Source organism: Geodermatophilus sp. TF02-6 (genome assembly GCF_003319115.1).
Lineage (GTDB): Bacteria > Actinomycetota > Actinomycetes > Mycobacteriales > Geodermatophilaceae > Geodermatophilus.
In genome coordinates this window covers 96,377-109,144 of record NZ_QOHF01000011.1, presented here as the reverse complement: position 1 = coordinate 109,144, position 12,768 = coordinate 96,377, and the positions used below count along the sequence as shown (strand labels likewise).

Sequence of the window (12,768 nt, the reverse complement as noted above, 5' to 3'; positions counted from 1 at the left end):
TCGAAAGTGGTCATCTGCGCCATTGGACGCACCCGCACGACTGACTAGGTTCACGACGGACACGTCCCCGGAGCCCCCGTACCAGCAGTCGTCCAGGGGGCGGCCAGAAGGACCCGGCTGCGGCCGGTCGACCGGCCTCGGGGGACCGATCAGGAGGAGGCGTGATGACGCGGCCTGCCGGTGCTCAGCACGGCGTCCTGGTGCTGTCCTGCAAGGACGCGCCGGGCATCGTGCACGCGGTGTCCGGACTGCTCGTGCAGGAGCGGTGCACCATCGTGGAGAGTCACCAGTTCGACAGCGCGACGAGCGGCATGTTCTACATGCGCGTCGAGTTCGCGCACGTCGACGGCGCGCCGCTCGACTTCCCCGCCCTCCGCGAGGCCTTCCAGGAGACGGCTGCCCGCTACCAGATGACCTGGCGGCTGGCGGACGCCGCCGAACGGCAGCGCGTGCTGATCATGGTGAGCCAGTACGCGCACTGCCTCAACGACCTGCTCTTCCGCAACTCGGTCGGCGAGCTCAACCTCGACGTCGTCGCGATCGTGTCCAACCACCCCGACCTCGAGGGCATCGCCACCTTCTACGGCATCCCCTTCCGGCACATCCCGGTGACCCGCGACACCAAGCCCGAGGCCGAAGCGGCGCTCCTCGACATCGTGCGCGAGGAGCGGGTCGACCTGGTGGTCCTGGCCCGCTACATGCAGATCCTCTCCGACGGTCTGTGCAGGGAGCTCGAGGGCCGGGCGATCAACATCCACCACTCGATGCTGCCGAGCTTCAAGGGCGCCCGTCCGTACCACCAGGCGCACGACCGCGGTGTCAAGTTCATCGGCGCGACGGCGCACTACGTCACCGCCGACCTGGACGAGGGCCCGATCATCGAGCAGGAGATGCTCCGCGTCGACCACTCGCTGAGCCCTGAGCAACTCGCTGCTCGGGGTCGGGAGGCGGAGACGCGAGCCCTCGCGCACGCGGTGCGCTGGCACACCGAGAACCGCATCGTCGTCCACGGGCACCGGACCGTCGTCTTCGAGTGAGCGGCGGACCGGTCGCTGCTCCTCCCGGCGACACGGACCCGGGCGAGGTCAGGCTGAGCAGGGTCCCTGTCGAGCGGGCTCCGGGGATCCCGGCCCGGCCGTGGACCGTGGAGGTGTGCTGCGATGGACGACCGGGGGCTGCAGCGTGACCGGTTCCCACGGACCATCGACCGGGAGTCCTCCACCCCGGCCTACCTGACACTGATCGCCAACGCCTGGTCCTCGGGCAACTCGGTCTTCTACATGCACCGCTACGGCATCGGCGTCAACGACTGGCGCGTCCTCTCCACGCTGGCCAACCACCCCGGCGCGACGGCGGTCGAGGTCTGCGGAGTACGCCCGGCACACATCGACCTCGAGCTGTGCACGGGTACGGTCTGCCAGTACTCGCTGTGCGGCGACCCCGGCAACCGGTCGGTCTGGCGGATCGCGGTGCTGCGGGACCCGGCCGGGGCGGCTCCGAACACGTGCACGAGACGCTCGTCGAGGGCGTGACCGTCGCGGTCCGCGGCCCGCGGAACGCCTTCCCGCTAGTCGACTCCTCCCGGTACCTGTACATCGCCGGTGGCATCGGGATCACCCCGATCCTGCCGATGCACATCGCCGCCGAAGCGGCCGGCGCGGAGTGGGAGCTGCACTACGGGGGGCGCAGCCGCCGGTCGATGACGTTCCTCTCGAGGACCTGCCTCGAGGCGCTGGAGGACGCGACCGGCAACCGGGTCACCCTCCACCCACAGGACGAGGTCGGCCTGATCGACCTGCCGGCGATCCTGGGCATGCCGCGGCACCACCGGCCTGACCCTCACCGTGCCGCCGGGCAGGTCCGTCCTCGAGGTGGTGGAGAGGCCGGGGTCCAGGTGCTCTCCTCGTGTCAGGAGGGGACGTGCGGTACGTGCGAGCGCCGGTGCTGGCCGGCGAGGTCGACCACCGCGACTCCCTGCTGACCCCCGCCGAGCAGGCGGCGAACGACACGATGTCCATCTGTGTGTCGAGGGCGGCCTGCCCGAAGCTGGTCCTCGAGCTGTGACTCCGGGACCGACGAGGTCCCGCCGCTCGGTCTGCGCCGGGTGAGCGCCGCACGCTGACCTGCCGCGCCCCGGCCGAGCACCCGTGCGGGCACCACCGGCCGCCCGGCCTGCGCCCGGCCGTCGGTCGCGGGGCGGGCCGCTCGACCCCCTGGACCGCCGCCATGAGCTCGTGGTTCGGTGTCGCCGGCGGGGGGCCCTCCGGGCGACGCCCCATGGCGTCGAGCGGAGGCGGGTGCCCAGGTGGACGTGTCGAGCTCCCTGTGTCGCCCCCGTCGGCCCCTCCCTCATCGCACCGTTCGGCGGCTGCGCGCACGCCGGCCCGGACCGCGGGGACGGCGCGGCAGGCCTCTGCGAGCACCTCCCGAGCAGTCGCTCGTGCTCGGCCGAACCGGACGGCGGCGTCACCACCACCACCAGGTGGCCGCGACACCTCGAACTCCGCAACCCCTCGAACTCCGCGACACCTCGAACTCCAGGGAGGAACAGACGTGAAGACCCGAAGCGCAGTCCTGCACGCACAGCCCGGCCAGTACGAGCTGACCGAGGTCGACCTCGACGGACCCCGGCAGGGCGAACTGCTGGTCGAGATGGTCGCCGCCGGGCTCTGTCACACCGACGACCACGTCGCCGTCGGCGACTCCCCGGCCCGGCTGCCCGTGGCCGGTGGGCACGAGGGAGCCGGTGTCGTCGTCGGCGTCGGCCCCGACACCCCCGGATGGGCCGAGGGCGACCACGTGGTGCTCAGCTTCATCACCGTCTGCGGGCGGTGCCGGATGTGCTCGACCGGACGGCAGAACCTCTGCGACCTCGGCGCGAAGACCTTCACCGGGGCGCGCCCCGACGACCCCACCAGCTTCCGGATGACCTACCAGGGCAGGCCGGTCGTGCAGACCTCCGGCGTCTCGGCGTTCAGCGAGCACACGGTCGTCGACGCCCGGTCGGTGGTGAAGATCGACCGTGACGTGCCGCTGGACAAGGCCGCACTGGTCAGCTGCGGCGTCGCCACGGGATGGGGATCGGTGACCAACATGTCCGACGCCCGAGCCGGTGACGTGGTCATCGTCATGGGCGTCGGTGGGGTCGGGATCAACAGCGTGCAGGCCGCCCACGCCATCGGCGCCCGCGCGGTCATCGCCGTCGACCCGGTCGAGTTCAAACGGGAGACCGCCGTGAAGCTCGGCGCGACGCACGCCACCGACACCATGAAGGAGGCGACCGCCCTCGCCCAGTCGATGACCAACGGGCAGGGGGCCGACGCGACCGTCGTCACCGTCGGTGTCGTGAACGGCGACCACATCGCCGAGGCGGTCAACTCCATCCGCAAGGCTGGCACCGTCGTCCTCACCGGGACCGGGGGGATGCGACAGTCGGTCGGCATCCCGATCCACCACACGATGTTCACGGTGTTCCAGAAGCGGCTGCAGGGAGCGCTCTTCGGCGGGTGCAACCCGCGGTGGGACATCCCCAACCTGCTCGCCCAGTACGCGGCCGGCACGCTCAAGCTCGACGAGCTCGTCACGCGGACCTACACCCTCGAGCAGGTCGCCCAGGGCTTCACCGACATGAAGGCCGGCAAGAACATCCGAGGGGTGGTCCTCTTCGACTGAGGGACCGTCCCCCGTGCGCCCGAGCGCCATCCCCCGCAGGCCTCCGGCCACATGGTCGGGGGGTGAGGACCCGCCGGTCCGGGTTGCGGTCCGCCCGCCGGAGCAGGGGCCGTTCCCGAGGGACCGGGAGCGGCCCCTGCGCTGTCCGGGGCGCCCCGCGGAGCACGTCGTGTGCCACCGCCCGCCGACCGGTGGTCCCAGCGGGGGAGGGCGCGTTCCGGCACGGCCTCGTCCGGCCCGCCAGGACCCGGGGACGCTCCCGGCCGGGCGCGGCGGCTCGAGGGGCGACCGGCGAGCGCACCGTCACCCCCAAGTCGTGCGGGACCGCCAGGGCTTCCGGGGACACGCGGGGGAGCGAGGACGCCCGGGAGCCTCGCGGCGCCGTCCCGATCGTGCGGCATATCCGTTATCCCCAACTAGATGCAACATCTCCGCGAGCACCACCGCACACCTGGGGACGAGGGCGCTCGAAGCGGGACGCGACAACCGCACTCCGGCAGGGAACGGCCGAGCCCAGGCCGAGCCCAGGCCGCGCGGGGGACGGCGCGTGCCCTGCTCCTGGCCAGGCGCGTGTCCGCTGCTGGTCACCGGCCCAGCACGGGCCCCGGGGGCGGGTACCCCGTCGGGGCCCGCCGCCGGGCCTGCCGTGCCGGAGAGGGGCCCCTTGATCCGCCCCAGGCCCGGAGGCAGGCTGTGTCACACCCCACACAGTCCGGGTCCGTCGCCGGGAGGTCACCGTGGAAGCGCGAGTCGGGGACAGGATCGTCGTCCGGTCCACCCACCAGGGAGAGCCGGAACGCACCGGCGAGGTGCTCGAGGTCCGGGGGCAGGGCGGGGGGCCGCCCTACGTCGTCCGGTGGGACCCCGACGGGCACACCGGGGTCTTCTACCCGGCGGGCACCTGCGCCGTCGTCCCGGCAGCGGCAGGCTGAGCCGGCGTGGCCAAGGACACCGGGACCGCACCCGCCCCGCGACCGGCCGAGAAGGTGCGCAACGTGGCCCTGGTGGGCCACGCGGCCGCGGGCAAGACCACCCTCGCCGAGGCGCTGCTGGCCGCCACCGGCGCCCTGCCGCGCGCCGGCCGGGTCGAGGAGGGCACCACCTGCCTGGACAGCGAGGAGGTGGAGGTCCGGCAGCAGCGGTCGGTGTCGCTCGGCGTCGCCACCGTCGAGCACGCCGGGCACCGCCTCACCCTGCTCGACACCCCCGGCTCACCCGACTTCGTCGGCGAGCTGCGCGCCGGCCTGCGCGCCGCCGACGCCGCGCTGTTCGTCGTGTCCGCGGTGGGTGGCGTCGACGCGACCACGGTCGCGCTGTGGGACGAGTGCGCGGCCGTCGGCATGCCGCGCGCCGTGGTGATCACCCAGCTGGACCGTCCCCGCGCCGACGTCGACGACGCGGTGCGCGCCTGCCGCACCGAGCTGGGGGACGGCGTCCTCCCGCTGCACCTGCTCCAGCGCGGGCCGGACGGCGCCGTCTCCGGGCTGGTCTCGCTGCTCGAGCCCCACCCCGACACGAACGGCGCGGACGCCCAGGACGCCGACCGGCTGCGCGCCGAGCTGATCGAGGGGATCATCGGCGAGAGCGAGGACGAGACCCTCATGGACCGCTACCTGGCCGGCGAGGAGCTCGTCGTCGCCGACCTGGTCGCCGACCTGGAGACGGCGGTCGCCCGCGGCCACTTCCACCCGATCCTGTGCGTCGCGCCGCTGACCGGCGTCGGCGTCCCCGAGCTGCTGGACCTGCTGGTCTCGGCCTTCCCGAGCCCGCTGGAGCACGGCTGCCCGCCGGCCACCCGCCCCGACGGCTCCCCGGCGTCCCCGCTGTCGTGCGACCCCGACGGCCCGCTGGTGGCCGAGGTGGTCAAGACGACGACCGACCCCTACCTGGGCCGGGTCTCCCTGGTCCGGGTCTTCTCCGGCACCCTGCGGCCGGACACCCCCGTCCACGTCTCCGGGCACGGCATGGCCGACCGCGGCCACCCCGACCACGACGTCGACGAGCGCGTCGGCGCGGTCTCCTCCCCGCTGGGGGCGGCGCTGCGCCCGGTCGCCGCCTGCCCGGCCGGCGACGTCTGCGCCGTCGCCCGGCTCACCTCCGCCGAGACCGGCGACACGCTGTCCTCGCCCGAGGACCCGCGGCTGGTGCCGCCCTGGGAGCTGCCCGCCCCGCAGCTGCCGGTCGCCGTGGACGCGGCGTCCCGGGCCGACGAGGACCGCCTGGCCACCGCCCTGGCCCGGCTGGCCGCCGAGGACCCGACGGTGCGGCTGGAGCGCCGTCCCGACACCGGCCAGCTGCTGCTGTGGTGCATCGGCGAGGCGCACGCCGAGGTGCTGCTCGAGCGGCTGCGGACCCGGCACGGCGTGGGGGTGAACACCGTCCCGGTGCGGGTTCCCATGGTGGAGACGCTCGCCGGCTCCGCCCGGGTCACCGGCCGGCACGTCAAGCAGTCCGGCGGGCACGGGCAGTACGCCATCGTGGTGGTCGAGGCCGAGCCCGGGTCGCCCGGCTCCGGCGTCGTCTTCGAGCAGCGCATCGTCGGCGGTACGGTGCCCGGCCAGTTCCACGGCAGCGTGGAGAAGGGCATCCGCACCCAGGCCGAGCGCGGGGTCTCCGGCGACCGGCCGATCGTCGACGTCCACCTCACCCTGGTCGACGGCAAGGCCCACTCGGTCGACTCCTCCGACGCGGCCTTCCAGGCGGCCGGGGCGCTGGCGCTGCGCGAGGCGGCCGCGGCCGCCGGCACCCGGGTGCTCGAACCGTGGTGCGACGTGGCGGTCGTCGTCCCCGGCGAGTACGTGGGCGCGGTGATGAGCGACCTGTCCGGCCGGCGGGCCCGGGTCACCGGCAGCGACGCCGACCCCGACCGCGACCGGACGACGGTGCGCGCCGAGGTGCCCGAGATCGAGCTGCTCACCTACGCGGGGGCGCTGCGCTCGGTCTCCCACGGCACCGGCAGCTTCACCCGCCGCCCGCTGGGCTACGAGCCGGCGCCGGCGTCGCTGACCGCCGTGCCCGCCTGAGCGAGGACCCCCCTGCCCGCCGCGGCCCCGTCCCGAGGCTCGCCCCGAGCTTGCGAGGGGTGAGGAGGACGGGGTCCTGCTACCTGCAGGGGCCGCCCGGTACCCTCCGCAGGCTCGGAGTGGGCCCAGGGGTGGGCCTCGCGGTGCGCCGCCCCGGAGACCGTCGGCGCGGGCCACTAGCCTCGGTGGAGGTGCGCAGCGGGCTGGAGGTTCTGTGACGTCGTCCCACGGGGGGCCGGCTGCTGCCCCGGCCTCGTCGGGCACGCCGCTCGGAGCCGACCGCAACCGGCTGCCCGACCGGGTCTGGACCGTCCCCAACGCGCTGTCGCTGCTGCGCCTGCTCGGCGTGCCGCTGTTCCTGTGGCTGCTGCTGGGCCCGCGCGCCGACGGCTGGGCCGTGGTGGTGCTGGCCGTCTCCGGGGTCACCGACTGGGCCGACGGCAGGCTCGCCCGCGCGCTCGGCCAGTCCAGCCGCCTGGGCGCGCTGCTCGACCCGGCCGCCGACCGGCTCTACGTCGTCGCCACGCTGGTCGCCTTCGTGCTGCGCGACGTCGTGCCGCTGTGGGTGGTCGCCGTGCTCGTCGGCCGCGAGGTGGTGCTCGGGGCGGCGCTGCTGGTGCTGCGCCGTTACGGCTACCCGCCGCTGCAGGTGCACTACCTGGGCAAGGCGGCGACGTTCACCCTGCTCTACGCCTTCCCGTTGCTGCTGCTGGCCGACGGCGAGGGGCCGGTGGTGGCCGTCGCCCGTCCGGTGGCCTACGCGTTCACCATCTGGGGAGGGGCGCTCTACGTCCTGGCCGGCGTCCTCTACGTCGTCCAGGTGGTGGGCCTGGTGCGCGCCGAGCGGGCCGCCGCCGGAGCACCGCGGTGACCTCGACGCCGCGCCGCGGCGGGGGGCCGCGTTCGCTGGGCGCCTCGCTGCTCGACCAGGTGCTGGCCGAGACCCTCGACCCGGCCTACGAGCGGCGCGCCCGCGCGCGGGCCGCGGCCGGGGCGGCCCCCGCACCGTTCCGGCGCCGCGGCGGGCAGGTCGCGGTCGCGCTGGTCACGGCCGTCGCCGGGGTGCTGGCCGCCGTCACCTACGGCGGGGCCGCGGCTGGGGCGCAGGGCCGCGAGCAGGTGCGAGCGGCGCTGGTCGGCGACGTCGAGACCGAGTCGGCGACCACCGACGCGCTCGCCGCGGACCTCGAGCGACTGCGCGCCGACGTCGCCGCCACCCGGGACGACGCGCTGGCCAGCAGCGCCGTCGGCCAGCGGGCCCTCGACGAGCTGGCCGACGCCGAGCTGGCCGCCGCGGTCGCGCCGGTGAGCGGCCCCGGCCTGCTGGTCACCCTGGCCGATGCCGAGCCCGACGCCGACGCCGACCCGGTCGGCGGGGCGGGGGAGGCCGACCCCCGCGGGCTGGTGCGCGACGGCGACCTGCAGCTGGTGGTCAACGCGCTGTGGGCCGCCGGCGCCGAGGCCGTGGGCGTCAACGGCCAGCAGCTCGGGCCCACCTCGGCCATCCGCTTCGCCGGTGAGGCCGTGCTGGTCGACTTCCGGCCGGTGACCAACCCGTACCTGGTCAGCGCCGTCGGCGACCCCGAGACCCTGCGGTCGCGGTTCCTGGCCAGCCCCGAGGTCGGCGCCCTCGCCGTCATCTCGAAGACCTACCGACTGCGGTTCGAGTTCGCCCAGGAGGACGAGCTGTCCCTGCCCGCCGGGAGCTCCCGCGAGCTCCGCTCCGCCGCCCCGGTGTCCGAGGAGCCCGCCGCCCTGCCTTCCGCCGCCCTGCCTTCCGCCAGCGCCGCCCCCGACCCCACGCCGGGAGGCTGACCGTGATCCCGATCCTCGGCCTGGCCCTCGGCGTCGTCCTCGGCCTGGTGTTCGACCCGACCGTCCCCCTGTGGCTGCAGCCCTACCTGCCGATCGCCGTGGTCGCCGCGCTGGACGCCGTCTTCGGCGGCGCCCGCGCCCGGCTCGACGGCATCTTCGACGCGAAGGTGTTCGTCATCTCCTTCGTGTCCAACGTGGTGGTCGCCGCGCTGGTGGTCTTCCTCGGCGACCAGCTCGGCGTGGGCGCACAGCTCTCGACGGCCGTCGTCGTCGTCCTCGGCATCCGCATCTTCGGCAACGCCGCCGCCATCCGACGACACGTGTTCCGGGCATGAGCGACGACCGGCGACCGGGCCACGGCGTGGACGGCGTCGCGCCGTCCGCGGCCGAGCGGCGCCGGGGGACGGCGGAGGAGCCGTCCACCGCGGGCTCCGACGACACCACGGCGGACACCACGGCGCACGACCCCGCGGCGGACGACCCCGCGGCGGACGACCCCGCGGCGGACGACCCCGCGGCGGACGTGGGCCCGGCGCCCGGCCGGCGCCGCCGGCGCGACCCGCTGGCCGCGCTGCTCATCGGCGTGCTCACCCTGCTGCTCGGCTTCGCCATCGCCGTCCAGGTGCGCAACACCGGCACCGACGAGGACCTCGCCGGCCTGCGCGAGGAGGACCTGGTGAGCATCCTCGACACCCTCGACGCCCGCGAGGACCTGCTGCGCGCCCAGATCGCCGACCAGCGCTCCGCGCTGCGCGAGCTCACCGGCTCCGACAGCCGGTCCGCGGCCGCGCTGGAGGAGGCCCGGCGGCGGGCCGAGGCGCTGGGCGTCCTCAACGGCACCGTCGCCGCCCAGGGGCCGGGGCTGGTCGTGACCATCCGCGACCCGGAGCGGCAGGTGCGGGTCGCCGACCTGCTCGACGCGGTGCAGGAGCTGCGGGGCGCCGGCGCGGAGACGATGCAGATCGACGGCGTCCGGGTCGGGGCGTCCACCGCGGTCACCGGCGAGCCGGGCGACCTGCTGGTCGACGGCACCCCGGTGAGCAGCCCCTACGAGGTCCTCGTCATCGGCTCCCCGCAGGACCTGCAGACGGCGATGAACATCCCCGGCGGCGTGGTCGACCGGGTCGGCCGCCAGGGCGGCAGCGTGGACATCGCGCAGTCCCAGCGGGTCGTGGTCGACGCGTTGCGGCCGCTGGAGGAGCCTCAATACGCTTCCCCCGACGCCGACGACGGGAACTGACACCCGACCGGCCCACCCCTTCCCCCGCACAGGAGACGCCGCCGCATGACCACCCCCGACGACCGCCGCTACACCGAGCAGCACGAGTGGGCCCTGGTCCTGGAGGGTGAGGGGAGCGCGGCGACCGTCGTCCGGGTGGGCATCACCGACCACGCGCAGGACGCCCTGGGCGACATCGTCTTCGTGCAGCTGCCGGAGGTCGGCGCCGAGGTGACACCGGGCAACCCCATCGGCGAGGTGGAGTCGACCAAGTCGGTCTCCGACGTCTACTCGCCGGTCGCCGGGGTCGTGACCGCGGTCAACGAGGCGCTCACCGACGCCCCCGAGACGGTCAACGCCGACCCCTACGGCGCCGGCTGGCTGGTGGAGGTCCGGATCCCCGCGGACGCCGGCGACCCCACCGCCGGCCTCCTCGACGCCCCCGCCTACCAGGCCCTGGTCGACGCTCCCTGACGGTTCCTGCAGGGCCCCGCCGCCGGCCCCAGTGAGGACCTCCCTGCCCCCCGCCACTCGCAGGCTCGCGGCGGGACCCTGCAGGGAGGCCGGGGAGGACGGGGTCCTTCCGTGGTGGGGGCGGGGAGTCCTTCTCCTATGCTTCCCCAGGGCGGGGCACCGCGCAGCCCGCTGCGGGCACCGCGAGGCTCACCCTGTACGTGTGGTTGACCCCCGGGTCGGCCACTGGTTCCATGATCCACAGCCCGCCGCGACCGACACGGCGGCCGACCCGCGGCGGACCGTCCGGCCCGCCGTCCCCCGGCCGAGCACCCAGGTCCGCGGCGCTGCCGACCCGCACCGGAGGAGACAGACGTGCACTGCACTCGTTGTGGCCACAACAACCCCGAGGGCAGTCGCTTCTGCGCGCAGTGCGGCGCGGCGCTGTCCCAGGAGCGGATCGGCGAGTCCACCAGCGTCATCCCCAAGGTGGGCGGCGAGGACTCCGCCGAGACCCCCGAGGTCAGCGAGAGCGAGGCCCACGCCGGCGCGGTCGAGTCGCTGCCGGCCGGGTCGGCGCTGCTGGTCGTCAAGCGGGGCCCCAACGCCGGCAGCCGCTTCCTGCTCGACCAGGACGTCACCACCGCCGGCCGGCACCCCGACAGCGACATCTTCCTCGACGACGTCACCGTCAGCCGCCGGCACGTGGAGTTCCACCGCGAGGGCGGCGGGTTCTCCGTCCACGACGTGGGCAGCCTCAACGGCACCTACGTCAACCGCGAGCCGGTCGACGTGGCGACGCTGGCCGGCGGCGACGAGGTGCAGATCGGCAAGTTCCGGCTCGTCTACCTGACCGGCCCGCGCACGAGCGAGCCCGCCGCTCGCGCGTGACCGGGTCCGGCACGCGCAGGAGCACGGCGCCGGTGCCGGCGGCGGCGTGACCGTGGTGCCCTCCCGCGCCTCCGCGGTCGGGGACGCCGACGACCGGCACACCCCCCGCCTGACGATCGGCGAGGTGCTCACCGTCCTGCGCGAGGACTTCCCGGACGTCACGATCAGCAAGATCCGCTACCTGGAGTCCGAGGACCTCGTCCACCCGCAGCGCACGCCGTCGGGCTACCGGAAGTTCTCCGCGGCCGACGTCGACCGGCTGCGGTACGTGCTGGTCGCCCAGCGCGACCACTACCTGCCGCTGCGGGTGATCAAGGAGCACCTCGACGCCCTCGACCGGGGAGAGCCGCTGCCCGGTGCGCCGCCGCAGGCGGCGGCCGGGCCGGCGCAGGAGCCGGAGGCCGGCAGCCTGGCGCCCGAGCAGTTCGCCCGCGCGGCCGGGCTGGAGCCGGGGCAGTTGGCCGACTGCGTGCAGTTCGGGCTGCTGGCCCCCGACGTCGACGGCTGGCACCCGGTCGCCGACCTGCCGATCGCCCGCGCGGCGGCGGGGCTGGCCCGCCACGGCATCGAGCCCCGGCACCTGCGCGTGTACCAGAACGGTGCCGAGCGGGCGGCCGGGCTGGTCGAGCAGCTGGTGGCCCCGGTCCTGCGGGCCCGCTCGGAGGAGGCGCGCACCCGGGCCACCGAGAAGCTCCGGGAGCTGGCCGCGCTGTCGGCGCAGCTGCACGGCGCGTTGCTGGAGGCGCGCCTGCGGGACCTCCTGCGTCCCTGACTCGGGCGTACCGTGGTCGGCGTCGGGCCCGAGAACCGGAAGCCCCGCAGCCGACCCCGCAGCCGACGTCGTCCACCAGCCGCCAGAACCGATCCACCGCCCGTCCCCGGGCCGCAGCTGAGGGAGCCCCACCGTGCAGGAACTCCGAGTCGTCGGCGTCCGGGTCGAACTGCCCGGCAACCAGCCCATCCTGCTGCTCAAGGAGACGCAGGGGGAGCGGTACCTGCCCATCTGGATCGGCGCGGTCGAGGCCGCCGCGATCGCCTTCGAGCAGCAGGGCGTGCGCCCGGCGCGGCCGATGACCCACGACCTGCTGCGCGAGGTGATCCGCGCGCTGGGTGCCACCCTCGAGGCGGTCAACATCACCGAGATGCGCGACGGCATCTACATCGCCGAGCTGGTCTTCGGCGACGAGCGGGTGGTCAGCGCCCGCCCGTCGGACGCCGTGGCCCTCGCCGTCCGCACCGGCGCGCCCATCTTCGGCGCGGAGGACCTGCTCGACGAGGTGGGCATCGAGATCCCCGACGAGCAGGAGGACGAGGTCGAGAAGTTCCGCGAGTTCCTCGACCAGATCTCACCGGAGGACTTCGGCGCCGGCTCCGGCTCCGGCGGACCGGCCTGAGGGCGACCGCGGGAGCACCGCGAGCGGGACGATCCGCGGGCCCGCGGGCTCAACTGCGGTGCCGCACCTGCCGATACCCCTCGGTTGGATGAGTGCCGCGACACGCCGCCGGGCTCAGTTGACCCGCTCCTGGCCCCGGCTTACCGTCGGCGAACAACACCGGTGTGACGCCTGGGACATGCAGTGACACGACCCAGCGTCACACCGGGCCACCGCGGCGACCGCTGCGGAACGCAGAGGAGGACGCTGACGTGAGCGACCAGAGCAACGGCTCCCAGGGTCAGCTCTTCAGCGACGCCGC

14 protein-coding genes are annotated in these 12,768 nt (G+C 74.9%); all 14 read left to right on the top strand.

The annotated features are described in order from the left end of the window. Nucleotides 1-164: 164 nt before the first annotated feature. Nucleotides 165-1,037 (top strand): formyltetrahydrofolate deformylase, encoded by an 873-nt coding sequence (gene purU / locus DQ238_RS11930; protein ID WP_113781493.1) that lies wholly within the window; start codon nt 165-167, stop codon nt 1,035-1,037. A gap of 123 nt (nt 1,038-1,160) precedes the next feature. Continuing rightward, on the top strand, nt 1,161-1,532 hold the full coding sequence (locus DQ238_RS23250) for a hypothetical protein (protein ID WP_199506304.1): 372 nt from the start codon (nt 1,161-1,163) through the stop codon (nt 1,530-1,532). A 388-nt stretch (nt 1,533-1,920) separates the two neighbouring features. Beyond that, nucleotides 1,921-2,064 carry a hypothetical protein gene (locus DQ238_RS23245; RefSeq protein WP_199506303.1) on the top strand — a complete coding sequence of 48 codons (144 nt, stop codon included), beginning with the start codon at nt 1,921-1,923 and terminating at the stop codon, nt 2,062-2,064. Between the two features lie 489 nt (nt 2,065-2,553). Beyond that, entirely contained in the window at nt 2,554-3,672 is a 1,119-nt protein-coding gene (locus DQ238_RS11920) for an NDMA-dependent alcohol dehydrogenase (protein ID WP_113781492.1), read from the top strand. A 737-nt stretch (nt 3,673-4,409) separates the two neighbouring features. Then, nucleotides 4,410-4,604, top strand: coding sequence for a DUF1918 domain-containing protein (locus tag DQ238_RS11915; protein ID WP_113781491.1), 195 nt, complete (start codon nt 4,410-4,412; stop codon nt 4,602-4,604). A gap of 6 nt (nt 4,605-4,610) precedes the next feature. Then, nucleotides 4,611-6,695 (top strand): elongation factor G-like protein EF-G2, encoded by a 2,085-nt coding sequence (locus tag DQ238_RS11910; protein ID WP_113781490.1) that lies wholly within the window; start codon nt 4,611-4,613, stop codon nt 6,693-6,695. A 214-nt stretch (nt 6,696-6,909) separates the two neighbouring features. Further along, entirely contained in the window at nt 6,910-7,566 is a 657-nt protein-coding gene (locus DQ238_RS11905; RefSeq protein WP_199506302.1) for a CDP-alcohol phosphatidyltransferase family protein, read from the top strand. Next, nucleotides 7,563-8,510 carry a DUF881 domain-containing protein gene (locus tag DQ238_RS11900; RefSeq protein ID WP_113781489.1) on the top strand — a complete coding sequence of 316 codons (948 nt, stop codon included), beginning with the start codon at nt 7,563-7,565 and terminating at the stop codon, nt 8,508-8,510. Before DQ238_RS11905 ends, DQ238_RS11900 begins: the two co-directional genes overlap by 4 nt. Before the next feature lie 2 nt (nt 8,511-8,512). Continuing rightward, on the top strand, nt 8,513-8,845 hold the full coding sequence (locus DQ238_RS11895) for a small basic family protein (protein ID WP_113781488.1): 333 nt from the start codon (nt 8,513-8,515) through the stop codon (nt 8,843-8,845). Further along, nucleotides 8,842-9,750, top strand: coding sequence for a DUF881 domain-containing protein (locus DQ238_RS11890; RefSeq protein ID WP_113781487.1), 909 nt, complete (start codon nt 8,842-8,844; stop codon nt 9,748-9,750). Before DQ238_RS11895 ends, DQ238_RS11890 begins: the two co-directional genes overlap by 4 nt. Nucleotides 9,751-9,795: 45 nt before the next feature. Continuing rightward, nucleotides 9,796-10,203, top strand: coding sequence for a glycine cleavage system protein GcvH (gene gcvH / locus DQ238_RS11885; protein ID WP_113781486.1), 408 nt, complete (start codon nt 9,796-9,798; stop codon nt 10,201-10,203). 354 nt (nt 10,204-10,557) lie between these two features. Continuing rightward, nucleotides 10,558-11,073: an FHA domain-containing protein gene (locus tag DQ238_RS11880; RefSeq protein WP_113781485.1), complete on the top strand. Its 516-nt coding sequence runs from the start codon at nt 10,558-10,560 to the stop codon at nt 11,071-11,073. Between the two features lie 46 nt (nt 11,074-11,119). Next, nucleotides 11,120-11,845, top strand: coding sequence for a MerR family transcriptional regulator (locus tag DQ238_RS11875; RefSeq protein WP_233495901.1), 726 nt, complete (start codon nt 11,120-11,122; stop codon nt 11,843-11,845). Between the two features lie 133 nt (nt 11,846-11,978). After that, nucleotides 11,979-12,467 (top strand): bifunctional nuclease family protein, encoded by a 489-nt coding sequence (locus DQ238_RS11870; protein WP_113781484.1) that lies wholly within the window; start codon nt 11,979-11,981, stop codon nt 12,465-12,467. Nucleotides 12,468-12,768: the final 301 nt, after the last annotated feature.